The 21,368-nt window shown below is 71.8% G+C and carries 17 protein-coding genes, 2 tRNA genes and 1 riboswitch; of the genes, 5 read left to right on the forward strand and 14 right to left on the reverse strand.

Annotated elements, in window-relative coordinates; genetic code table 11:
* Nucleotides 1-64: 64 nt before the first annotated feature.
* From KSE_RS12840 to folC, 4 genes are all read right to left on the reverse strand, one after another.
* Nucleotides 65-1,090: a rod shape-determining protein gene (locus tag KSE_RS12840; protein ID WP_030458241.1), complete on the reverse strand. Its 1,026-nt coding sequence runs from the start codon at nt 1,088-1,090 to the stop codon at nt 65-67.
* 398 nt (nt 1,091-1,488) lie between these two features.
* On the reverse strand, nt 1,489-1,902 hold the full coding sequence (gene ndk, locus KSE_RS12845) for a nucleoside-diphosphate kinase (protein WP_014135743.1): 414 nt from the start codon (nt 1,900-1,902) through the stop codon (nt 1,489-1,491).
* A gap of 96 nt (nt 1,903-1,998) precedes the next feature.
* On the reverse strand, nt 1,999-2,361 hold the full coding sequence (locus KSE_RS12850) for a DUF4233 domain-containing protein (protein WP_014135744.1): 363 nt from the start codon (nt 2,359-2,361) through the stop codon (nt 1,999-2,001).
* Nucleotides 2,362-2,367: 6 nt separating this feature from the next.
* Nucleotides 2,368-3,759: a bifunctional tetrahydrofolate synthase/dihydrofolate synthase gene (folC, locus tag KSE_RS12855; protein WP_014135745.1), complete on the reverse strand. Its 1,392-nt coding sequence runs from the start codon at nt 3,757-3,759 to the stop codon at nt 2,368-2,370.
* Nucleotides 3,760-3,887: 128 nt separating this feature from the next.
* Here folC and KSE_RS12860 point away from each other — a divergent pair, with 128 nt between their 5' ends.
* A complete protein-coding gene (locus KSE_RS12860) occupies nt 3,888-5,291 on the forward strand; it encodes a glycosyltransferase (protein ID WP_014135746.1) in 1,404 nt (467 codons plus the stop codon).
* 149 nt (nt 5,292-5,440) lie between these two features.
* The gene (locus tag KSE_RS12865; RefSeq protein ID WP_014135747.1) at nt 5,441-7,021 is read left to right on the forward strand and encodes a chitinase; all 1,581 of its coding nucleotides are present in this window, start codon (nt 5,441-5,443) and stop codon (nt 7,019-7,021) included.
* Nucleotides 7,022-7,085: 64 nt separating this feature from the next.
* Here the strand turns inward: KSE_RS12865 and KSE_RS12870 are convergent, their stop codons facing one another.
* Both KSE_RS12870 and KSE_RS12875 read right to left on the reverse strand, forming a co-directional pair.
* The gene (locus KSE_RS12870) at nt 7,086-7,640 is read right to left on the reverse strand and encodes a hypothetical protein (protein WP_014135748.1); all 555 of its coding nucleotides are present in this window, start codon (nt 7,638-7,640) and stop codon (nt 7,086-7,088) included.
* Nucleotides 7,641-7,918: 278 nt separating this feature from the next.
* Nucleotides 7,919-10,558 carry a valine--tRNA ligase gene (locus KSE_RS12875; RefSeq protein WP_014135749.1) on the reverse strand — a complete coding sequence of 880 codons (2,640 nt, stop codon included), beginning with the start codon at nt 10,556-10,558 and terminating at the stop codon, nt 7,919-7,921.
* Between the two features lie 159 nt (nt 10,559-10,717).
* Between KSE_RS12875 and KSE_RS12880 the strand changes: the two genes are divergently transcribed.
* Entirely contained in the window at nt 10,718-11,647 is a 930-nt protein-coding gene (locus KSE_RS12880) for a hypothetical protein (protein WP_014135750.1), read from the forward strand.
* Nucleotides 11,648-11,728: 81 nt separating this feature from the next.
* On the forward strand, nt 11,729-12,547 hold the full coding sequence (locus KSE_RS12885; RefSeq protein ID WP_014135751.1) for a hypothetical protein: 819 nt from the start codon (nt 11,729-11,731) through the stop codon (nt 12,545-12,547).
* Nucleotides 12,548-12,631: 84 nt separating this feature from the next.
* On the opposite strand, the gene clpX is transcribed toward KSE_RS12885, so the two are convergent.
* The 5 genes from clpX to KSE_RS12910 all read right to left on the reverse strand — a co-directional run bounded on the left by clpX (nt 12,632) and on the right by KSE_RS12910 (nt 17,514).
* The gene (gene clpX, locus KSE_RS12890) at nt 12,632-13,918 is read right to left on the reverse strand and encodes an ATP-dependent Clp protease ATP-binding subunit ClpX (protein ID WP_014135752.1); all 1,287 of its coding nucleotides are present in this window, start codon (nt 13,916-13,918) and stop codon (nt 12,632-12,634) included.
* A 280-nt stretch (nt 13,919-14,198) separates the two neighbouring features.
* Nucleotides 14,199-14,861: an ATP-dependent Clp protease proteolytic subunit gene (locus KSE_RS12895; RefSeq protein WP_014135753.1), complete on the reverse strand. Its 663-nt coding sequence runs from the start codon at nt 14,859-14,861 to the stop codon at nt 14,199-14,201.
* Between the two features lie 44 nt (nt 14,862-14,905).
* On the reverse strand, nt 14,906-15,523 hold the full coding sequence (locus tag KSE_RS12900) for an ATP-dependent Clp protease proteolytic subunit (RefSeq protein WP_106437920.1): 618 nt from the start codon (nt 15,521-15,523) through the stop codon (nt 14,906-14,908).
* 268 nt (nt 15,524-15,791) lie between these two features.
* Nucleotides 15,792-17,186 carry a trigger factor gene (gene tig / locus KSE_RS12905; protein WP_014135755.1) on the reverse strand — a complete coding sequence of 465 codons (1,395 nt, stop codon included), beginning with the start codon at nt 17,184-17,186 and terminating at the stop codon, nt 15,792-15,794.
* A gap of 254 nt (nt 17,187-17,440) precedes the next feature.
* Nucleotides 17,441-17,514 (reverse strand) — tRNA-Pro (locus KSE_RS12910).
* Nucleotides 17,515-17,665: 151 nt separating this feature from the next.
* On the opposite strand from KSE_RS12910, the gene KSE_RS12915 reads away from it, so the two are divergent.
* Nucleotides 17,666-17,739, forward strand: a tRNA-Gly gene (locus tag KSE_RS12915).
* Nucleotides 17,740-17,890: 151 nt separating this feature from the next.
* Here KSE_RS12915 and KSE_RS12920 read toward each other — a convergent pair.
* The 3 genes from KSE_RS12920 to KSE_RS12930 all read right to left on the reverse strand — a co-directional run bounded on the left by KSE_RS12920 (nt 17,891) and on the right by KSE_RS12930 (nt 21,305).
* Nucleotides 17,891-18,910: a M23 family metallopeptidase gene (locus tag KSE_RS12920; RefSeq protein WP_014135756.1), complete on the reverse strand. Its 1,020-nt coding sequence runs from the start codon at nt 18,908-18,910 to the stop codon at nt 17,891-17,893.
* A 5-nt stretch (nt 18,911-18,915) separates the two neighbouring features.
* Nucleotides 18,916-19,068, reverse strand: a riboswitch (cyclic di-AMP (ydaO/yuaA leader).
* 361 nt (nt 19,069-19,429) lie between these two features.
* On the reverse strand, nt 19,430-19,624 hold the full coding sequence (locus KSE_RS12925; protein ID WP_014135757.1) for a hypothetical protein: 195 nt from the start codon (nt 19,622-19,624) through the stop codon (nt 19,430-19,432).
* Nucleotides 19,625-20,093: 469 nt separating this feature from the next.
* Complete coding sequence (locus KSE_RS12930) at nt 20,094-21,305, reverse strand: PP2C family protein-serine/threonine phosphatase (RefSeq protein ID WP_014135759.1); 1,212 nt, start codon at nt 21,303-21,305, stop codon at nt 20,094-20,096.
* Nucleotides 21,306-21,368 lie beyond the last annotated feature (63 nt).

A 21,368-nucleotide genomic window follows, 5' to 3' on the forward strand; every position in this document is an offset into this window, starting at 1 on the left:
GCCGCCGCCCCTTCGTGCCGGGTGTTCGTCTGCCCGGCTCGGTGTGTAGTTCGATTTGCCTTGCTCAACGACGCGGCTGGGCGTCCAGTACCTGCTGCAGCGCCTCGAACTCCTCGACGCACTTGCCCGCCCCCAGCGCCACCGAGTCCAGCGGGTTCTCCGCGATGTGCACCGGCATGCCGGTCTCCCGGCGCAGCCGCTCGTCGAGGCCGCGCAGCAGGGCGCCGCCGCCGGTGAGCACGATGCCGCGGTCCATCACGTCGCCGGCGAGCTCCGGCGGGCACTGGTCCAGCGTGGTCTTCACCGAGTCGATGATCGAGTTGACCGGCTCGTCGATGGCCTCGCGGACCTCGGCGGCCGAGATGACCACCGTCTTGGGCAGGCCGGAGACCAGGTCGCGGCCGCGGATCTCGGCGTGCTCGTCCTTCTCGCCCTCCAGGCCGAACGCGGAGCCGATCGACATCTTGATCTGCTCGGCGGAGCGCTCGCCCAGCAGCAGGCTGTACTCCTTCTTGATGTGCTGGACGATCGCGCTGTCCAGCTCGTCGCCGGCCACCCGGAGCGACTGGGCGGTGACGATGCCGCCGAGCGAGATCACCGCGACCTCGGTGGTGCCGCCGCCGATGTCGACCACCATGTTCCCGGTGGGCTCGTGCACCGGCAGGCCGGAGCCGATCGCCGCGGCCATCGGCTCCTCGATGATGTGCACCTGGCGGGCGCCGGCCTGCATGCTGGCCTCGACCACGGCGCGGCGCTCGACGCCGGTGATGCCGGACGGGACGCAGACCACGACCCGCGGGCGGACCAGGTAGCGGCGGCGGTGGATCTTCATGATGAAGTACCGCAGCATCCGCTCGGTGATCTCGAAGTCGGCGATCACGCCGTCCTTGAGCGGGCGGATCGCGACGATGTTGCCGGGGGTCCGGCCGATCATCTTCTTCGCCTCGGCGCCGACCGCGAGGATCCCGCCGGTGTTGGTGTTCACGGCCACCACCGACGGCTCGTTCAGCACGATGCCCTTGCCACGGACGTACACCAGCGTGTTCGCGGTGCCTAGGTCGATCGCCAGGTCCCGGCCGAGAAACGACAGGTTGTTCGCCATGGGATGTCGAGTGCCTTCCCGAGTTCGGATCAAGGGCGGGGAGAACGGGCCGGCCGTGCGGGCCCGTGGAGGGGCTGACGGCGGCTGAGCGGCCGCTCCGTGCCCGTGAGTTGGGGTCCATCGTAGCCACGCCGCCGGAGGCGGACCGCTGGTACGGCGTCCCGCCCATTCTCCGGGGGCGAATCAGCTTCTCCTGGCATTGGGACGCCGTGTCGGAGGGTAGGGTTCCGTGATTTGAGGATTAACGCCCAGAGGGAGCAACCCGACCCGCCATTCGGCCGCTGAGCTGGGCGTTCCCGCGCGGAGCGGTGCCCCGCGCCCGGGTGGGCGCGGGGCACCGGATCACCACCGGACCCTCACACCCGGGCGCGCGGCCCGGCGGGGGTTCAGGCCTGCGCGGGGAAGAAGATCTTGATCTCGCGCTCGGCCGACTCGGCGGAGTCCGAGGCGTGGATCAGGTTCTCCCGGGTGATGGTCGCGTAGTCGCCGCGGATGGTGCCCGCGCCGGCCGCCAACGGGTCGGTCGCGCCGGCCAGCGCGCGGATCCCGGGGACGACGTTCTCGCCCTCGACGATCAGCGCGATCGACGGGCCGGAGGTCATGAAGGCGAGCAGCGGCTCGTAGAAGTCGCGGCCGACGTGCTCCGCGTAGTGCTGCTCCAGGGTGGCGCGGTCGAAGGTGCGAAGCTCCATCGCAGCGAACCGCCAGCCGGCCTTGCGCTCGATCCGGCTGATGATCTCGCCGGCCAGGCCGCGCTGTACGGCGTCGGGCTTGAGCAGGACGAGAGTGCGCTGGGACACGGTGCGGCTCCTGAGGTGTTCGGTCGTGCCTGACTGTGTCCCCGACACTACCCCGGCGAGGTGGACGGCCCGGTGACCAGGCCGTCCACCCGGCCGTCAGGCGGTGGCCGGAACGGCGGGGGCCGACTCCTCGGCGGCGGCCCGCCGGGCCTTGATCTCGTCGATCCGGCGGCCGTAGTGCACCGAGCACCACCACAGGCCGCCGAAGACCAGGCCGAACGCGTACATGGTCGGCAGCACCAGGCCGCTGGCCAGCACGGCCACCTGCAGCGCCCAGCCGACGTACACCGCGCCGGGGCGGGTGATCACGCCGCAGAGCAGCACGCACAGGACCATCGCGACCGCGCTGACCGTCCAGATGGTGCCGGCGCCGACGTCGGTGAGCTTCATCGCGACCAGGCCGGCGAACATGATCAGCAGGGCCTCGCCGATCAGCGTGGAGGAGCACAGGATGCGCATCGGCGGCTACTTCCTTCCGAACAGCAGGCGGGCCTCGCCCACCGTGATGACCGAGCCGGTGACCAGGACGCCGGCGCCGCCGAGGTCCTCCTCCTCGGCGAGCGTGACGGCCGCGTCGATCGCGTCGTCCAGCCGGGGTTCGACCTGCACCCGGTCCTCGCCGAAGACCTCGACGGCGATCGCGGCCAGCCGGTCGACCGGCATCGCGCGGTGGGTGGAGTTCTGGGTGATCACCACCTCGGCCAGGATCGGCTCGAAGACCTCCAGCAGGCCGGTGACGTCCTTGTCGCCGCTGGTGGCGATCACGCCGACCAGCTTGGTGAAGCCGAACGCCTCGCCGATCGCGGCGGCGGCGGCCTGCGCGCCGTGCGGGTTGTGCGCGGCGTCCAGGATGACGGTGGGGCTGCGCCGGACCACCTCCAGCCGGCCCGGGGAGGAGACGCCGAACAGCGCCTGCCGGACCTTCTCCTCGTCCAGGTGCTCGGCGCCGCCCTGGCCGATGCCGAAGAACGCCTCGACGGCGGCCAGCGCCAGCGCGGCGTTCTGCGCCTGGTGGTCGCCGTGCAGCGGGATGAAGAGGTCCTGGTACTCGTGGCCGCCGAGGCCGCGCAGGGTGACCAGCTGGCCGCCGATCGCGACCTCGCGGCGCAGCACGCCGAACTCCATGCCCTCGCGGGCGACCGTGGCGTCCACCTCGACGGCGCGGCGCAGGATCTGCTCGGCGGCGTCCAACTGCTGCTGGGCGACCACGGCGAGTGCGCCGGGCTTGACGATCCCGGACTTCTCGACCGCGATCTTCCCGGTGGTGTCGCCGAGCTTGTCGGTGTGGTCCAGGCCGATCGGGGTGATCACCGCGACCTGGGCGTCGATCACGTTGGTGGCGTCCCAGGTGCCGCCCATGCCGACCTCGACCACCGCGACGTCCACCGGGGCGTCCGCGAAGGCCGCGTACGCCATGCCGGTGAGCACCTCGAAGAAGGACATCGCGACCGGCTGGGCGGCGTCCACCATCCGCACGTAGGGCTCGACGTCCCGGTAGGTCTCGACGAACCGCTCGGCGCTGATCGGCGCGCCGTCCAGGCTGATCCGCTCGGTGACCGACTCCACGTGCGGGGAGGTGTAGCGGCCGGTGCGCAGCTCGAAGGCGCCGAGCAGCTGCTCGATCATCCGGGCGGTGGAGGTCTTGCCGTTGGTGCCGGTGATGTGGATCGAGGGGTAGGAGCGCTGCGGCTGGCCGAGGATGTCCATCAGCGCCTCGATCCGGTCGCGCGAGGGCTCCAGCTTGTTCTCCGGCCAGCGGGTGGCCAGCTCGGCCTCGACGGCGCGCAGTTCGGGGTCGGTGCCACCGGCGTCGGCGGGACGGACGGTGTAGGGGTTCGGCTCGGCCTTGTCGCTCACCCCGCCAGTCTAAGGACTCCGCGCGTCCGGCCCGGACGGGCGCCCCGCCGCGGGCCGGGCCGAAGGTCCCGGCCGGACGGGCCGTCCGTCCCGGTCGGCGCGGCCCGGGGCTCGCGGACCCTGGAGGCATGGACCTGTTCTTCCTGCGGATCGCACCGGTGCTGTCGGCGCTGGTGCTCGCCTACATGGTGCTGGTGCTCGGCCGGTACCTGCTGTACTGGGCGGGCTCGGCGAGCGCCATGCGGCGGGGCCGCGGGATCCCGCCCGGCGACCCGGACGCGCTGGACTGGCACCTGGTGGTGCCCTGCCGGGACGAGCAGACCGTGATCGGCCGGACCATCGCCGAGCTGCGCTGGGCCGCCCCGCAGGCGCACCTGTGGGTGGTGGACGACGCCAGCGAGGACCTCACCGGCGAGATCGTCGCGGCCGCCGCCGGGCGCGACCCGATGGTGCACCCGGTCCGCCGCCGCCGGCCGGACGCCCGGATCGGCAAGGGCGCGGCGCTGAACGCCGCCTACCGGGCGGTCGGCGCCTGGCTGCCGCCCGGCACCGACCGCTCGCGGGTGGTGCTCGGCGTGATCGACGCGGACGGCCGGCTGGAGCCCGGCGCGCTGGGCCACGTCGCCAACGCGCGGGCGATGGGGCGGCCGGACACCGCCGCGGTGCAGATCGGCGTGGTGATGCGCAACGCCGACGTCCGCGTCCCGCTGCCCGGCCGGGGGCGGGCCGCCAACGCCTTCGCCCGACTGCTGGCCCGGATGCAGGACGTCGAGTTCCTGGCCGCGAACACCGGGATGCAGTTGCTGCGCCGCCGCACCGGCAGCGTCGGCCTGGGCGGCAACGGGCAGTTCGTCCGGCTGTCCGCGCTGGACGCGCTGGCCGCGGGCGTCGACGGCTGCGAGGGGCGGCCGTGGCCGCAGCGCGGGCTGATCGAGGACTACGAGTCGAGCCTGGAGCTGGGGCTGGCCGGGTTCCGGCTGACCCACGTGCCGGAGGCCCGGGTCTCGCAGGAGGCGCTGGTCTCCGGGCGGCGCTTCCTCACCCAGCGCACCCGCTGGTCGCAGGGCACCCTGCAGTGCCTGCGGTACGTGCCGCGGGTGATGCGCTCGCCGCACTACGGCTGGGGCGGGCGGGCCGAGGTGCTGTACACCTGCCTGCAGCCGGTGGTGGCGGTGGCGCTGGTGGTGCTGACCCCGCTGGCGGCGGGGATCGCGCTGGCCGGCGAGGCGTTCTACCCGGCCGACTCGGCGGCGTTCTGGGCCCGGTTCGGGCTGCTGGCGCTGGCGGCCTTCGCACTGGGCGCGCTGCCGATGGCGGCCTGGGGCGTGGGCTACCGCCGGCGCGAGTACCCGGGGCTGCGCTGGGCGGTCGGGCTGCTCTGGGGGCTGGCGCTGTGGCTGTACACCTACCACCTCTTCCTGGTCGCGCCGCGCGCCGTCTGGCGGGAGCTGCGCGGCCGCACCGGCTGGGCGAAGACCCGGCGCAACGCCGAGCTGACGGTGGCCGGCGCGCCGACCGCGCTGGAGGTCTGACCGGCGCCGGAGCGGCGGTTCGCCCGCGGAGCGCCGACAGGCCCTCTTGACACCGGAATTGGTCTACTCCACCGTGTGAGGCGCTCCCACGCTCCCGCACGAAGCTCCCCGCACCGCGACCCATCGACACTCCCCCACATGGAGATGGCATGCGTGCACTACCGCCCCCGCCCCCGCCCCGCCCGCGCACCGGCCGGGTCCTGCTGGCCGGCCTGCTGTCGGCCTCGGTCGGCCTGGTCGGCCTGACCCTGGCCGGCTCCGGCACGGCCACCGCCGACGTCGCGCCGAACGTCAACGTCGTCGCCAACGGCGACTTCGCGGCCGGCAACCACATCAGCCCGTGGACCTGCGGCCCGACCGTCACCGCGGTCAACAACACCGCCACCGGCTGGGACCTGCAGGGCGCGCCGGCCGGCAACGACTACGCCAACTGCAGCCAGAGCGTCACCGTGCTGCCCAACTCGACGTACACCCTGAGCGCCGTCGTGCAGGGCGGCTACGTCTTCGCGGGGGTCACCGGCACCGGCGGCACCGACCCGTCCACCTGGAGCTCCAACGCCGGGTGGAACACCCTGACCTCGACCTTCACCACCGGCGCGTCCACCACCTCGGTGTCGGTCTGGTTCCACGGCTGGTACGGGCAGACCCCGTTCACCGTGGACAAGGTCTCGCTGGTCGGCCCGGGCACCGCCCCCGGCAGCCCGTCGCCCACGCCGACGATCATCGTCGACCCGACGCCGTCGCCGTCGCAGAGCAGCCCCAAGCCGTCCCCGTCGGTCACCGAGGGGACCCCGACGGGCAGCACGTCCCCGTCGGGCAGCCCGACCGCGCCGCCGCCGCGCAAGCACCTGCTGACCGGCTACTGGCAGGACTTCTACAACGGCGCGACGCCGCAGCGGATCAGTGACGTCCCGGCCGCGTACGACATCATCGCGGTGGCCTTCGCGGACGCCACCAGCACCCGGGGCGGGCTCAGCTTCACCCTGGACCCGACGCTCTCCTCCAAGCTGGGCGGCTACACCGAGGCCCAGTTCAAGGCCGACATCGCGGCCAAGCGGGCGGCCGGCAAGAAGGTGATCATCTCGGTCGGCGGGCAGAACGGCACCGTCTCGGTCTCCGACTCGGCCTCGGCGACCACCTTCGCCAACTCGGCCTACAGCCTGATCCAGCAGTACGGGTTCGACGGGATCGACATCGACCTGGAGAACGGCGTCAACGCCACCTACATGTCGCAGGCGCTGCACAGCCTGGCCGCCAAGGTCGGGTCCGGCTTCGTGCTGACCATGGCGCCGGAGACCATCGGCATGCAGTCCACCGGCGGCGAGTACTTCAAGCTGGCGCTGGCCACCAAGGACATCCTGACCATCGTCAACATGCAGTACTACAACAGCGGGGCGATGCTCGGCTGCGACGGCGGCGTGTACTCGCAGGGCACCGAGAACTTCCTCACCGGCCTGGCCTGCATCCAGCTCCAGGGCGGCCTGCGGCCCGACCAGGTCGGCCTGGGCGTCCCGGCCTCCACCAGCGCGGCGGGCGGCGGGTACATCAGCCCGGCGACCGTGAACAACGCGCTGGACTGCCTGGCCTCCGGCACCAACTGCGGTTCGTTCAAGCCGAGTCAGACCTGGCCGACGATCGGCGGCGCGATGACCTGGTCCACCAACTGGGACGCCACCGCGGGCAACCAGATCGCCAACACGATCGGCGCGCACCTGCACGCGATGCCGTGACCTGACCGACTCCGCGCGCCCCGGGACGGCAACCCCCCGTCCCGGGGCGCGCAGTGACGATCCGTCAAAGCGTGGCGCGGGGCATCGGCAGCCGGCCGGCGTGCCGGCGGCGCAGTTCGGCGGCGATCTCCTCGACCTCGCCCTCCGGCAGCAGCGGCAGCATCATCGCCACCGCCTGCACCAGGCCGCCGAGCAGGTAGGTGGTGTCGGGCGTGCCGGCCACCAGCGCGCGGACCCGGCCGACGTCGCCCCCGGCCACGGCCTCCAGCAGCAGGGCGGCGCCGGCCGCCTCCTCGTCCACCGCCACCTGGTCGGTGGTGTACGGGGCGCGCCGGGCCAGGCCGCGCAGCACCCGGTCGGCGACCTCGGGGGCGTACGCCTTGCGGACCGCCTCGGCGGCGATCCAGACCAGCAGGGTGGCCACCTCGCGCTCGACGTGCTCGTCGAGCAGCCGGTCCAGCTCGGCGTCGAAGGCGACCTGGTTTCCGTGCCGGAATGCCAACAGCAGGGTCGCCGCCCGGGACTTGGCCGCCTCCACCTCTTCCGGCGGGAGTTCGTCCGGGAGTTCACCCGGAAGTCCGTCCGGAAGTTCGTCGGCCAACTCCCCGGTCGCCATCATGTGCGTGCCCTCCGTTCGCGCCCGCCCGAATGGAACTTCCGCCCACCGTACACATCCGATGTGCAAAGGTCGCTGAACGCGCGGGGATCGGCCGGGCAATGCATTCCAATTGGCGCGGGGGGCCAATTGCCCGGCAATGGCGTCGAATAGGCGGCGCGGAACCCGCACCGCGACGCGCGGGCAAGGGAATTGACAAACCGTCCGGAACAACCCGGGAAATGGCGGAGGGCCGCCGCTCCCCGAGGGGGCGGCGGCCCTCGCCGCGCGCCGGCGCGGCGTCAGCCCTGCGGCAGCGCCGCGAGCTGGGCGGTGATCCGCTCGATGTCGGCCTCGGCGGCGGACAGCCGGGTGCGGATCTTGGCGACCACCTCGTCCGGCGCCTTGGCCAGGAACGCCTCGTTGCCGAGCTTGCCCTGGGACTGCGCCTTCTCCTTCTCGGCCGCGGCCAGGTCCTTCTGCAGGCGCTTGCGCTCGGCCGGGACGTCGATGGTGCCGGACAGGTCGAGCTCGACCGCGGTGCCGGCCACCGGCAGCGAGGCGGTGGCGTGGAAGCCCTCCTCCGGCACGGTCAGCCGCAGCAGCGAGCGGATCGCCGCCTCGTGCACCCCCAACCGGTGGCCGGCCAGCTCCAGCCGGGCCGGGACCTTCTGGGTGTCGCGCAGGCCCTGGTCGTTGCGGAACCGGCGGACCTCGGTGACCACCTGCTGCAGCAGGGCGATCTCCGACTCGGCGTCGGCGTCCCGGTAGCCGGAGTCCTTCGGCCACTCGGCGACCACCACCGACTCGGCACCGGTGAGCGCCGTCCAGAGCGCGTCGGTGACGAACGGGACGATCGGGTGCAGCAGCCGCAGCGTGACGTCCAGCACCTCGCCGAGGATCCGGCGGGCGTGGTCGGCCTGCGCGCCGCCCTTGTTCAGCGTGGTCTTGGAGAGCTCGACGTACCAGTCGAAGACCTCGTCCCAGGCGAAGTGGAACAGCGTGTCCGAGACCTTGGCGAACTCGAAGTCCTCGTACAGCGCGTCGACTTCGGTGACGGTGGAGTTCAGCCGGGACAGGATCCAGCGGTCCGCGGCGGTGAGCTCCTCCGGCGCGGGCAGCGGGCCCCGGACGGTGGCGCCGTTCATCAGGGCGAAGCGGGTGGCGTTCCAGATCTTGTTGCAGAAGTTCCGGGAGCCCTTGACCCAGTCCTCGCCGATCGGCACGTCGGCGCCGGGGTTGGCGCCGCGGGCCAGCGTGAAGCGGACCGCGTCGGCGCCGTAGGCGTCCATCCAGTCCAGCGGGTCGACCGCGTTGCCGGTGGACTTCGACATCTTCTTGCCGAACTGGTCGCGGACCAGCCCGGTCAGCGCGACCGTCTTGAACGGGATCTCGCCGTCCATCGCGTACAGGCCGAACATCATCATCCGGGCGACCCAGAAGAAGATGATGTCGTGGCCGGTCAGCAGCACGTCGGTCGGGTAGAACTTCTCCAGCTCCGGGGTCTTCTCCGGCCAGCCGAGGGTGGAGAACGGCCACAGGCCGGAGGAGAACCAGGTGTCCAGGACGTCCGGGTCCTGGTGCCAGCCCTCGCCGGCGGGCGGCTGCTCGTCCGGGCCGACGCAGACGACCTCGCCGTCCGGGCCGTACCAGACCGGGATCTGGTGGCCCCACCAGAGCTGGCGCGAGATGCACCAGTCGTGCATGTTGTCGACCCAGTCGAAGTAGCGGCGCTCCAGCTCCTTCGGGTGGATCTCGACCCGGCCGTCGCGGACCGCGTCGCCGGCGGCCTTCGCCAGCGGCTCGACCTTGACCCACCACTGCAGCGACAGCCGCGGCTCGACCACCGTCCGGCAGCGCGAGCAGTGCCCGACCGCGTGCTCGTAGGGGCGCTTCTCGGCGACGATGCGCCCCTGCTCGCGCAGCGCGCCGACCACGGCGGCCCGGGCGTCCAGCCGGTCCAGGCCGAGGAACGGGCCGTGCACCGTGATCGCGCCGCGCTCGTCCATGACCGTCAGGTTGGGCAGGTCGTGGCGCTGGCCGATCGCGAAGTCGTTCGGGTCGTGCGCCGGGGTCACCTTGACGGCGCCGGTGCCGAACTCCGGGTCGACGTGCTCGTCGGCGACGACCGGGATCTCCCGGTCGGTCAGCGGCAGCTTGATGGTCCGGCCGACCAGGTGCGCGTAGCGCTCGTCGGACGGGTGGACGGCGACCGCGGTGTCGCCGAGCAGGGTCTCGGCGCGGGTGGTGGCGACCACGATCGAGTCCTCGCCGTCGCCGTAGCGGATCGAGACCAGCTCGCCGGGGAGGTCCTCGTGGTCGACCTCGGCGTCGGAGAGCGCGGTCAGGCAGCGCGGACACCAGTTGATGATGCGCTCGGCGCGGTAGATCAGGCCGTCGTCGAAGAGCTTCTTGAAGATGGTCTGGACGGCCTGCGAGAGGCCCTCGTCCATGGTGAACCGCTCGCGCGACCAGTCGACGCCGTCGCCGAGCCGGCGCATCTGGCCGAGGATCCGGCCGCCGTAGTTCTCCTTCCACTCCCAGACCTTGTCGACGAAGGCCGCCCGGCCCAGGTCGTGCCGGGACAGGCCGGCCTCGGCGAGCTGCTGCTCCACCTTGTTCTGGGTGGCGATGCCCGCGTGGTCCATGCCGGGGAGCCAGAGCGCCTCGAAGCCGAGCATCCGCTTGCGGCGGGTCAGCGCGTCCATCAGCGTGTGCTGGAAGGCGTGGCCGAGGTGCAGCGCGCCGGTGACGTTCGGCGGCGGGATGACGATGGTGTACGCCGGCTTCTCGCTCTTCGCGTCGGCCGTGAAGTAACCGCGCTCCACCCAGCGCTCGTACAGCTCGCCCTCTACCTCGGCCGGGGCGTAGGTCGTCGGGAGGGTGGCTGCGTCGGCCCCGGGCTGCGAGCTCGTGGGGCGCTGGTTCGTCGTGTCGGTCACGACACATAGTTTACGGAAGCGCGGACCGCGGTTACGAACCGATTGTGTCCGGACCACTCGGGCGCACCGGGGGGGCCGTACGATAGCGTGCCGCATACTCGACCACTCGACCGACCACAGGGCCGCGGAACTCGCAAGCGGCGGGGGAGACTGACGACGATGTACGGCCAGGGGCAGGGACCGCAGCAGTATCCGCAGGGGCAGCCGCAGCAGCCTTACGGCGCTCCGCCGCCGCAGCCCGGCTACGGCCAGCAGCCGCCGCCCTACGGCGCGCCCCAGCCGCCCGCCTACGGCGCCCCGCAGCAGCAGCCGCCCGGGTACGGCTACCCGCAGCAGCCGCCCGCCCCGCAGCCCGGCTACGGCCAGCAACCCCCGCAGCAGTGGGGCGGCCCGCCGCAGCAGCCGGGCTACGGCGGCTACCCGCCGCCGCCGGCGCCGTCCTCGGGCGGCAAGGGCTGGATCATCGCCCTGGTGGTGGTCGTCACGGCGGGCGCGATCGGCGGCGGCCTCTGGTGGGGCCTGAAGGGCGGCGGCGGGGCCGGCTCGGACACCGCGGGCAAGTACAAGCTGGCCGTGCAGGACAGCGTCGCGGGCTACACGAAGAAGTCGTCCAACGAGAAGGGCGAGCTGAAGGGCCTGGAGAACGTCGGCACCTTCGAGGGCTCGCTGAACGTGACCTACCAGAAGAGCACCAAGGACATCGCGACCTTCGGCGGCAGCTGGGGCACCGTGAACGACCCGGGCAAGGCGCTGGACGCGCTCAGCGCCAAGCTCGACGAGGCGTTCAAGAGCGGGGACGGGGGCTCCGGCGGCGACTCGGAGAAGGCGGTCTGGAAGCAGAAGCTGACCGACTACCCCGCGAACGACTCCAAGGACTCGGGCAGCAAGCTGCGCTGCGGCCTGCTCGGCTCCTCCGGCGGCTCGGCCTCCTCGCAGGCGCAGGCGATGCCGGTCTGCCTGTTCGCCACCCACTCGACGATCGGCTCGGTCGGCTCGACCAACCTGGACCCGACCGGCAAGCAGCTCTCGGTCGAGGAACTCGCCTCGCTGGCCCGGCAGTTCCGCGACGCGTCCACCGTCGCGAAGTAACCGCCGCCCGGTCGGCCCCGCCGAGCGAGCACCCCCGCAGGACCCCGCCCCAGACCTTCACGTGCGAACGGAGCCCCATCCGTGTCCGACAACCAGTTCGGCCCGCCGCAGCCCGGCTTCGGGCCGCCGCAGCAGGGCGCCGGCGCCCCGATACCGCCGCAGCAGGGCGCTCCGGCCCCGCAGCCCGGGTACGGCTACCCCGGCCCGGCGCAGCAGCCCGCGCAGTCCTGGGGCGGCGCCCCGGTCCCGCAGCAGGGCTACCCGGCCGGCGCCCCCGGCTTCCCGCCCGGGTACCCGGCCCCGCCGAAGAAGTCCCGCAAGGGCCTGTGGATCACGCTGTCCATCGTGTCCGCGGTGATCCTCGGCGGCGGCGGCGTGGTCGCCTACCTCGCGTACGACACCGTCGCGAAGACCGGCAAGTACAAGGTCGCGCTGCCCGCGAAGTTCCAGGACATGAGCAGCGAGGCCGGCGCGGACGCCGCCCAGCAGATGGCCGACCAGATGAAGCAGGACGCGGCCGCCGACCCGGACTCGCTGCAGCCCGAGAAGACCGTCGCCGCGCTCTACCGCTCGGAGGACGAGTCCCGGATCCTGATCGCGGCCGGCGGCTACGGCAAGGTGAGCCGGCCGTCCAAGCAGGTCGACGAGCAGTTCAAGTCCATGGAGAAGGAGGGCGACACCGTCTCGCAGCGGAAGACGGTGGACGCCGGCCCGCTCGGCGGCTCGATGGACTGCGCGCTGGTCAAGAGCGCGGACTCCAGCACCCCGGACCTCTCGGTCTGCGTCTGGGCCGACTACTCCAGCGTCATGATGGTGATGGAGCAGGCCGAGCAGGCCGGCGTCGACAAGATCGCGGCCGACACCCGCGAGCTGCGCCAGATCTCCGAGGTGCTCAAGTAGCCCTCGCCGCAAGGCGGTCGAACGGAAGGGGCCCCGCACCGTCTCGGACGGTGCGGGGCCCCTCGCGTCGAACGGGCGGGCGCCTCAGGCGCTCTTCTCCCGGCGCTCGCGCTTGATCATGTCGCGCGGGACCAGGGTCGGGATGGCGTGCTTGGAGACGACGTCCCCGGTGACCACCACGCGGGCGACATCCTGCCGGGACGGGACCTCGTACATCACGGACATCAGCACCTCCTCCATGATGGCCCGCAGACCGCGCGCGCCGGTACCGCGCAGGATCGCCTGGTCGGCGATCGCCTCCAGCGCGTCCCGGGTGAACTCCAGCTCCACGCCGTCGAGTTCGAACAGCTTGCGGTACTGCTTCACCAGCGCGTTCTTCGGCTCGGTGAGGATCTGCAGCAGCGCCTCGCGGTCCAGGTTGTGCACGCTGGTGATGACCGGGAGGCGGCCGATGAACTCCGGGATCATGCCGAACTTGACCAGGTCCTCCGGCATCACCTGGCGGAAGTGGTCCGCCGAGTCGACCTCGCGCTTGGAGCGGATGGTCGCGCCGAAGCCGATGCCCTTGGCGCCGGCCCGGCCCTCGATGATCCGCTCCAGGCCGGCGAACGCGCCGCCCACGATGAACAGCACGTTGGTGGTGTCGATCTGGATGAACTCCTGGTGCGGGTGCTTGCGGCCGCCCTGCGGCGGCACCGAGGCGGTGGTGCCCTCCAGGATCTTCAGCAGCGCCTGCTGCACGCCCTCGCCGGAGACGTCCCGGGTGATCGACGGGTTCTCGCTCTTGCGGGCGACCTTGTCGATCTCGTCGATGTAGATGATCCCGGTCTCGGCCTTCTTGACGTCGTAGTCGGCCGCCTGGATCAGCTTCAGCAGGATGTTCTCGACGTCCTCGCCGACGTAGCCGGCCTCGGTCAGCGCCGTGGCGTCCGCGATCGCGAACGGCACGTTCAGCATCCGGGCCAGGGTCTGGGCGAGCAGCGTCTTGCCGGAGCCGGTCGGGCCCAGCAGCAGGATGTTCGACTTGGCCAGCTCGATCGCGTCGTCCCGGCCGCTGCCGGAACGCCCCGCCTCGCCCGCCTGGACGCGCTTGTAGTGGTTGTAGACCGCGACCGACAGCGCCTTCTTGGCGAGGTCCTGGCCGACCACGTACTGGTCGAGGAACTCGTAGATCTCGCGGGGCTTCGGGAGTTCCTCGAAGCGCACCTCGGAGCTCTCGGCGAGCTCCTCCTCGATGATCTCGTTGCACAGGTCGATGCACTCGTCGCAGATGTACACGCCTGGCCCGGCGATCAGCTTCTTCACCTGCTTCTGCGACTTGCCGCAGAACGAGCACTTGAGCAGGTCGCCACCGTCTCCGATGCGTGCCACGAGGTGCTTCCCCTTCGCCAGGGGCCCCGCGGGGGTCGGGGCCTGGTGCTGTGAGACCGGCTTCGCCGTCGGCGGTCGGTCTGGTATCCGACGGTACTCTGCCGAGCCGCTGTTTCCGCCGACTTCGACCGCTCTGCCCTACGCCCTGGGCGAATTGATACCGAACAGATGCCGTCGCGGGTGCATGGACCCGACTGCCCATTGTGCGGGACCGGGGCCCCGACCGGAACGCCCCGGGGCGGGGCGTACGTCACGTACGCTCCGCCCCGGGGCGCGGGGATCAGTCGGTGGCGGAGTTCTTCCGGGTCGAGACGATCTGGTCGATCAGCCCGTACTCCAGCGACTCCTCGGCGGTGAGGATCTTGTCGCGCTCGATGTCCTCGCGGACCTTGTCGACGGTCTGGCTGGAGTGCTTGGCCAGCATGGTCTCCAGCTGCTCGCGCATCCGGAAGATCTCCTTGGCCTGGATCTCCAGGTCCGACACCTGGCCGCGGCCGGTCTCGGTGTACGGCTGGTGGATCAGCACCCGGGCGTTCGGCAGCGCCAGGCGCTTGCCGGGGGTGCCCGCGGCCAGGATCACCGCGGCGGCCGAGGCGGCCTGGCCCATGCAGACCGTCTGGATGTCCGGCTTCACGAACTGCATGGTGTCGTAGATCGCGGTGAGCGCGGTGAACGAGCCGCCGGGCGAGTTGATGTAGAGCGAGATGTCCCGGTCCGGGTCCATCGACTCCAGGCAGATCAGCTGCGCCATGATGTCGTTCGCCGAGACGTCGTCCACCTGCGAGCCGAGGAAGATGATGCGCTCCTCGAACAGCTTGGCGTACGGGTCGTACTCGCGGATGCCCTGCGAGGTGCGCTCGACGAACCGCGGGACGATGTAGCGGCCCTCGGCGCGCATGTCCTCCAGGCGGGCCTTGGCACCGGACAGGCTGGGGATGTTCATGGTTTCTGGTCCTCCGAAGCGTGCGGTCAGGGTTGCGATGCCGGTCAGCCGACCAGGCCGGCGCCGGTGCCGCCGCCACCGGGGACGTCCGCGGCGCTGTGCATGATCTCGTCGATCAGGCCGTACGCCTTGGCCTCCTCCGGGGTGAACCAGCGGTCGCGGTCGGAGTCCGCGGTGATCTGGTCGAAGGACTGGCCGCTGTGCTGGGCGATCAGCTCGGACATCCGCTTCTTGGTGCGGAGCAGCTGCTCGGCCTGGATCCGGATGTCGGTGGCGGAGCCGCCGAGGCCCGCGGAGGGCTGGTGCATCAGGATGTTGGCGTTCGGCAGCGAGAAGCGCTTGCCCTTGGCGCCCGCCGTCAGCAGGAACTGGCCCATCGACGCCGCCATGCCCATCGCGATGGTGACCACGTCGTTCTTGATGTACTGCATGGTGTCGTAGATCGCCATGCCGGCCGAGATGGATCCACCCGGGGAGTTGATGTAGAGGTAGATGTCCTTCTCGGGGTCCGCCGCGAGCAGCAGCAGCTGGGCGGTGATCTTGTTGGCGATGTCGTCGTCGACCTGCTGGCCGAGGAAGATGATGCGCTCGTTGAGCAGCCGGTTGTAGACCTGGTCGCCCAGGCCGCCGCCCACGTCGCCGCCGGCGGCGTGCGGTGCCATCGGGCCAGGCATCTGCATCTGCGGGAACGTCACTTAGCCACCTGCTCAGTCGATCTGCGTGTGTGTCGCTGTCCACCGACCCTAACGCGCAGGCCCTGCCGCTGAATCCCCCACGCAGAACTGTTCGCTGTGAGCGCAGGGTGTGCGGGGCGGGTCGGCCGAACGCCCGCCGCCCGCAAGGGGGAACGCGGACGGGCCCGGACACCTCTCGGTGTCCGGGCCCGTCCGGATCCGGCTGGTCCCGTCGGCGGGCCGACGGTCAGGAGGCTCAGGCCTCGGCGGACTCCTCGGTGGCCTCCGCGGCGGCGTCGGTGGTCCCGGCGGCCTCGGTGGTCTCCTCCTCGTCCTCGAACGAGACGGTCTCACCGTTGGTGTCGGTGACCTTGGCGGCCTCGACGACCAGGGCCAGCGCCTTGCCGCGGGCGACCTCGCCGACCAGGAGCTGCACCTGGCCGCCCTGGACGACCTGCTGGGCGAACTGGTCCGGGGTCAGGCCGGAGCCGGCGGCGCGACGGATGAGGTGCTCGGTGAGCTCCTCCTGGTTGACGCCCAGCTCCTCGTTCTTGACGATCTGGTCCAGCACGAACTGGGTCTTGATGCCCTTCTTCGCCTGCTCCTCGGTCTCCTTCTCGTAGTCCTCGTGGGACTTGTCCTGGGAGGCGAGGTAGGTGTCGAGGGTCAGGCCCATCGGCTCCAGCTGGTGGTGCTCCAGGTTGTGCTTGCGGGTGCCGATCTCGTCCGCGAGCAGCTTCTCCGGGTAGTCCAGCTCGACCCGCGAGAGCAGCTCGTCGAGGACCTTCTCCTGGGCCTGGGTGGCCTGGTCGAACTCCTTCATGCGCTCAAGGCGCTTGACGGAGTCGGCGCGGAGCTCCTCCAGGGTGTCGAACTCGCTCGCCAGCTGCGCGAACTCGTCGTCCAGCTCGGGGAGTTCCTTCTCCTGGACGGCGGTCACGGTGACGGTGACCTCGGAGTCCTTGCCGACCTGGGTGCCGCCCTTGAGGGTGGTGGTGAAGGTCTTGGACTCGCCGGCCGACAGGCCGACGACGGCCTCGTCGATGCCGTCCAGCAGCCGGCCGGAGCCGATCTCGTAGCTCACGCCGGTGGCGGTGCCGTCCTCCGGCACCTCGCCGTCGACCTTGGCCTCGAGGTCGATCACGACGATGTCGTTCTCGGTGGCGGCGCGCTCGACGTCCTTCACCGAGGCGAAGCGCTCGCGCAGCTGCTCCAGCGACTTCTCGACGTCCTCGTCGCTGACCTCGATCGGGTCGACCACGACCGCGATCTCGGCGAACTCGGGCAGCGTGACCTCGGGGCGCACGTCGACCTCGGCGGTGAACTTGAGGTCCCCGCCGTCGGCCAGGTTCTCGACACCCTCGATCTCGGTGATGTCGGGCTGGCCCAGCACGTCGATCTGGCCCTCGTCGACGGCCTGCGTGTAGAAGCGCGGAAGCGCGTCGTTGACGGCCTCCTCCAGCACCGCGCCCCGGCCGAAGCGCTGGTCGATCACCTTGTTCGGGATCTTGCCCTTGCGGAAGCCCGGAACGGTGACCTGCTGGTTGATCTTCTTGTACGCCGCGTCGAGGCTGGGCTTGAGCTCCTCGAAGGGCACCTCGACGATAAGTCGAACCCGGGTCGGGTTCAGAGTCTCGACGGCGCTCTTCACGGTTGGGTCTCCTAGGGGGCTTGCGGTCAGGGCGATAGGCGGTTGGGGCTGCAATGCTGTCCGTACTACCGCCAGCGATCCATCCTACCGGTACCACGAAAGCGGCTGTGCCCGGCACCGGGGTCCGGCCGGACGGACCGGGCCGGGAGGCGGGAACGGGAAGAGCGGGGACGGGCGCGGGCCGCGACGACGGCGACGGCGACGCCGCAACGACAACAGGGCCCCGCCCACCGACGAGACCCTGCCGCACACGGTCGGGGTGACCGGATTCGAACCGACGGCCTTCCGCTCCCAAAGCGGACGCGCTACCAACCTGCGCCACACCCCGTGGTGCCGAGCAGAAGAGTACACGCCGACCCGCCCCCGACCGGGGCGATATCGACGAGCCGACGAGGCGGAAGGAGTGTGCAATCCACCGACCCGACCAGGTACGCTAGGCCAGTCCTCACCGCCTCCGGGGCGGTGCCGGGCGTTCCCCTGCGGGTGTAGCTCAATGGTAGAGCCCCAGTCTTCCAAACTGGTCACGCGAGTTCGATTCTCGTCACCCGCTCCACGAGGCCGACGGCCCCGACCACCCAGGTGGTCGGGGCCGTTCGCCGTTCCGCAGCCGGGCCGGAGCCGTTCCGGGGCCGGGCGCCCCGGCGAAGCCCGGAGGCCCCGCGCGGTGGTTCTCGCGCGGGGCCTCCGGGGAGTGGTGCCGGGGATCAGACGTTGACGCCGTGGGCGGCCAGGTAGGCGACCGGGTCGATGTCGGAGCCGTAGTCCGGGGTGGTGCGGATCTCGAAGTGCAGGTGCGGGCCGGTCACGTTGCCGGTGGCACCGGAGAGGCCGATCTGCTGGCCCGCGGTCACGGCCTGGCCGGCCGAGACCGAGATCGAGGACAGGTGCGCGTACTGGGCGTACTTGCCGTCGGCCAGCTTGATGACGACCTGGTTGCCGTAGGCGCCGCCGTTGCCGGCCGAGACCACGGTGCCGCCGGCGATCGCCTTCAGGCTGGTGCCGGTGGAGACCGGGAAGTCGATGCCGGTGTGGTAGCCGCTGGACCAGTTGGAGCCCGCCACCTTGTAGCCGGTGGTGACGCTGCCCGGCGCCGGGGCGACGTAGCCGGAGGAGGCGGTCGCGGCGGACGACGAGGACGAGGCCGCGGAGGACGACGACGAGGTCGACTTCTGGGTCTGGGTCTGGGTCTTCGTCTGGGTCTTCGTCTGGGTCTGGACCTGGGTCTGGGTCTTCGTCTGGGCCTGGGTCTTCGCGGCGGTGCCGGTCGAGGTCTTCGGCGCGGCCGCGGCGGCGGTGTCCGAGGAGGTGGACGCGGGCGCGGACGCGGCGGCGGCCTGGCCGCCGAGGGTCAGCTGCTGGCCCGGGCGGATCAGGTCCGGGTTGCCGCCGATGACCGAGCGGTTGTCCTGGTAGAGCTTCTCCCAGCCGCCGTCCACGTTCTTCGCGGTGGCGATCTTGGAGAGGGTGTCGCCGGAGACGACCCGGTAGGTCTGGTCGGCGGCCGGGGCGGCGCTGGAGGCGCTGTCCGCGGCGGTGTCGGCGACCGGGGTCGCGTCGACGGAGACGTTGGCCCACGAGCGGCCGCCGTCCTGGTGGTCGGCGGTGCCGTGCGCGGAGGCGGCAGTGGCCGGGAGGCCGATCGCGGCGCCGGCCACGCCGGTGGCGATGGCGATGCGGACGACGGTGGCCAGGCGCGGCTTGCGGTGCTTGCCCTGAGCGGACATGAAGCTGTTCCTCTCCGACGCCTGCGAGGTGAGCTGTCGGGTTCGGGCGAGAGTTGCCCGGCCGCGTCTCCGCGGCTTCACCCCGAGCCGTTCCCGTGCGTTCCGGGCCCGGCGTACTACCTGTGGTTCCCCCGCTCCTGCCGTGGCGTGGTGTTCTGGTCGGCACCGAGCGACGGCAGGACTAGGCGTTCCGCTCGGTGGCCCACCCGGCCGATGTCCGGGCTGCGGAGGAAGCAAAACCCACGGCTCGCGGAGCTGGCAAGCGCCGAAAAGCCCCGTTCCCGGACCCGGGAGGGGGCTGACGGTCCGCCAGGTCACGCTCCGCCGTCGGCAGGCCGCGCTGCGCGTACGGGATCATGACGGTGCGCCCACGAACGGCGTACAGCGGGCGACTTCGGTCACCGTGCGCGTTCGGGCGCCGACCAGGCGTGACGGGGCGGGTGACCCTGGTCACCCGCGGACGGGACTTCGGGACGGGGCAGGAGGTCCCGCGGCCGTCCGGGAGGGGTCTCGGGGGGGTCAGCCGGCGATGCCCGCGATCGCCTTGGAGACCGACTGGAGGAACTGCTGGATCGGCCCGGCCATCGTCGACTGGCTGAGCATGAAGCCGAACAGCGCGGCGATGACCGCGTGCCCGCCCTTCAGCTGCTTGTTGCGGATGAAGATGAAGACGATGATGCCGAACAGGACAAGGGCGGAGACGGAGAAGGCCACGGGGACTCACTTCCTCGATTCGTGGCGGGGATTCGGGTCGGAACCGGCGATGGTTCCAGGCGGAAACCGGCCCCTGCCCCCCGTGTCCCCACCACTCCATCCGGACTCAGTGTGGTCGCTCGTGCGGAGTGCGTAAAGGACTTGCCCCGTCACCGGGGGCCCCAACCCGCGTACTGGGACTGATTTTCGCCGTCCGCGACGATAGCGGACGGGTCCTGACGGAGCGTCGGCGGGAGGCCGTCCGCGGGGCCCGCGGGGGCAAACCGGCAGGCAGCCGGGCCGTGGCCCACGGGGCGGGTGGGGCAACGGAATTGGCCGAAGATCAACGTTCGGGTTTGACACTCCGTGGGCACCCCGTGCCGGGCGATTCCACACCGGTCCACCACAGTTGGCGCACGGCCGGACGGAGCGGGTACGGGGCGGGTACGGAGAGCGTACGGGGAGCGTCCGGACGGCGCGCGGCCGGGGTTCAGCGGCGCCAGACCAGCAGCACGGCGCGGTCGTCGTTGACGTGCTTGGCGACGCTGTCGATCAGCCGGACCGCGGCGCCGGAGCGGCCGCTCACCGGGGTGGTGGCGACCAGCCGGTCGGCCTCGCCCATCAGCCGGTCCATGCCCTCGCCGAGGTCGCGGCCGGGGATCTCGACCATGCCGTCGGTGCACAGCATCAGCAGGTCGCCGGGGCCCAGGACGCCGCGCACGCCCTCGAACTTGGCGCCGTCGTAGACACCGAGCAGCGGGCCCTCGGCCTCCTTGACCTCCCAGCGGCCGGCCCCGGCCAGCCGGTGCATGCCGGGCAGGTGGCCGGCCGAGAGGAGTTCGTACTCGCCAGTGTCCAGGTCGATGACCAGGTGGACGGCGGTGGCGAAGCCCTCGGCCCAGTCCTGGCGCAGCAGGTAGCCGTTGGCGGCGGGCAGGAAGTCGTGGGCGGGCAGCGAGCCGAGCAGTCCGCCGAAGGCGCCGGAGAGCAGCAGGGCGCGGCTGCCCGCGTCCATGCCCTTGCCGGAGACGTCGGCGAGCACGGTCTCCAGCACCCGGCCGCCGGGGCCGGTGCGGGCGGCGACCATGAAGTCGCCGGAGAAGGACTGGCCGCCGGCCGGGCGGAGCGCGGTGTCGGTGTGCCAGCCGTCGGGCAGCTGCGGGAACCGGCCCTGGACCCGGATCCGTTCGCGCAGGTCGAACAGCATGGTGGAGCCGCCGCGCCAGGGCACGCCGATCCGACGGCGGAACTGGGCGACCAGCAGCCCGGCGACGCCGACCGCGCCGACCACCAGGGCGGCGCCGGGGCTGACGCCGTGGCTGTAGGCGGTGGGGAGGTCGGCGGCCAGCTGCTCGCCGGTGTGCACCACCGACTCGGTGACCAGGCCGAGGGCCGCGACGGCGTACAGCAGCACCAGGGTGCCGGGGCGCAGCAGCAGCGCGCCGGCCAGCACCGGGAGCACCAGGGCGGTGGGCGGGGCCCAGTCCGGGGCGAGGATGTTGAGCAGCACCAGCAGCGGGACGGCCAGGGCGAGCGCGGTGAACGCCACCCAGTCGGCGCCGTCGCCGCGGAAGTAGTCGACGCCGGCCCGGCGCAGCCTGCGTCGGGCCCGGTACAGCGCGCCGCGCAGCCGGGCCGTCACGGGTTCGCGGGACGGCGCGCCGCCCCGGCCCGTCGCACTGGGACGCGCGCTGCCGGCCATGGGGACCGACCTTATCCACCACCGGTGCCCGCGTCGACGGGCCGGGTGGCACCGAGTGCAGCG

The organism is Kitasatospora setae KM-6054 (genome assembly GCF_000269985.1).
In the GTDB taxonomy this organism is placed as follows: Bacteria; Actinomycetota; Actinomycetes; order Streptomycetales; family Streptomycetaceae; genus Kitasatospora; species Kitasatospora setae.